Origin of the sequence: Streptomyces griseomycini (assembly GCF_014203535.1) — a bacterium.
Classification (GTDB): Bacteria; Actinomycetota; Actinomycetes; order Streptomycetales; family Streptomycetaceae; genus Streptomyces; species Streptomyces griseomycini.
The window spans coordinates 1-1,745 of sequence record NZ_JACHJI010000064.1; the positions used below are offsets into that span (position 1 = coordinate 1).

The following is a 1,745-nucleotide window of genomic DNA, read 5'->3' on the forward strand; positions in this document are numbered from 1 at the left end:
GGCCGTGGCGTTGTACTCCTCGAGCAGCAACGCCCGCTCGGCCGGCTCCAGCACCTCCACCCGCCCCACCGGCACCGACGGATCGGCGACCAGCTGGGCCAGGACGCGCGTCAGGCGGCCGGCGAGGACCTCCACGGTCGGCCGGTCCAGGACGTGCTCCTGGTACTGGAGGTTCAGCCTGAGGTGCGGGTCGGCGTCCGCCATCACGGTCAGCGGGTAGTGGGTGCCGGTGGAGGGGCGGATGCCGGTGAAGGTGATCCCGGCCGCCGTGTTGGCGTCGTTCAGCTCGTCGCGGTCCACCGGGTAGGACTCGAAGACGACCAGGGTGTCGAAGAGGGTCTTCAGTCCGGTGGCCCGGTGGATCTCGGTCAGGCCGTGGTGGTGGTGGTCGAGCAGCGCGGCCTGGCGCCGCTGCAGGTGGTGCAGCACGTCGGCCAGGGAGTCCGACGGCGACCAGGCCACGCGTACCGGCAGGGTGTTGATGAACATGCCGACCATGGAGTCGACGTCGGTGACGGCCGGCGGCCGCCCGGAGACGGTCGCCCCGAACACCACGTCCCGCCGCCCGGTCAGCTGCCCCAGCAGCACCGCCCAGGCGCCCTGCACCAGGGTGTTGACGGTGACGCCCAGCTCGGAGGCGCGCCGGTTCAGGCCGCGCACCTCCTCGGTGCCCAGCGGCAGCTCCACGTGCCCGATGCCCGAACTGCCCTCCTCGGCGGAGGCGGCACCGGGGAACAGCAGGGTCGGCTCGTCGACGCCGGCCAGCTCCTCGGCCCAGGCGCGTGCGGTCTCCTCGTGGTCCTGACGGGACAGGTGGACGAGGAAGTCCTTGAAGCCGCGCACCCTCGGCAGCACCGAGGCGTCGCCCCGCGACCCGTACAGGCGCAGCAGATCGGACATGATCACCGGCAGGGACCAGCCGTCGAACAGGGCGTGGTGGGCGGTCAGCACCAGCTCGGAGCGGGCGGGCGCCATCCGGACCAGGGTGAGCCGCAGCATCGGCGCGGTGGCCGGGTCGAAGCTCCGCGCGTGGTCCTCGGCGAGGAAGGCCTCGAAGGCGGCCTCGCGCTCGTCCTCCGGCAGGTGGCCGAGGTCGGTCTGCTGCCAGGGGACGTCGATGCCGTCGACGACGAGCTGCACCTGGCGGCCCGCGGAGTCGTGCACGAACGCGGTGCGCAGGTTGGCGTGGCGCTCCAGGAGGGCCTGGGCGGCGGTGTGCATCCGGTCCGGGTCGACCTCGCCCTCGACGCGGAACGCCATCTGCATCTGGTAGGCGTCCCAGGAGCCGTCGTTGAGCATCGACTGGAAGAGCAGCCCGGACTGCAGCGGGGTCAGCGGCCAGACGTCGGAGAGGCCGGGGTACTGCTGCTCCCAGCGTTCGATGTCGCTCTGGGCGACGTCGACCAGCGGCAGGTCGGAGGGGGTGCGGCCGCCCGCGCCGGGGGCCTCGGCGTGCCGGGCGAGCGCGGTGAGCGCCTCGCACCAGAGGGCGATCAGCTCCTCGACGTCCGCGCGGTCCAGCAGGCCGGGCGCGTATCCGGCCGCGACGTCCAGGCACGGCCCGGTGTCGGTGTCGACGACCGCGGAGTTGATCTCCAGGCTGGACATGGCGGGCATGTCGGCGTCCAGCTCGGCCGCCATCTCGAAGAGCTGGGTGAAGCCGAGTCCGCGCAGGTGCTCGGGCATGTCGGCGGCGGAGAACCGGCCCAGGTAGTTGAAGCCGATCTGTCCCGAGGACGGGTACG

1 protein-coding gene is annotated in these 1,745 nt (G+C 72.6%); it reads right to left on the minus strand.

Features of this window, described 5'->3' with window-relative positions; translation table 11 throughout:
• A partial coding sequence (locus FHS37_RS38710; protein ID WP_245005827.1) for a condensation domain-containing protein occupies nt 1-1,745 on the minus strand: 1,745 nt, incomplete at both ends.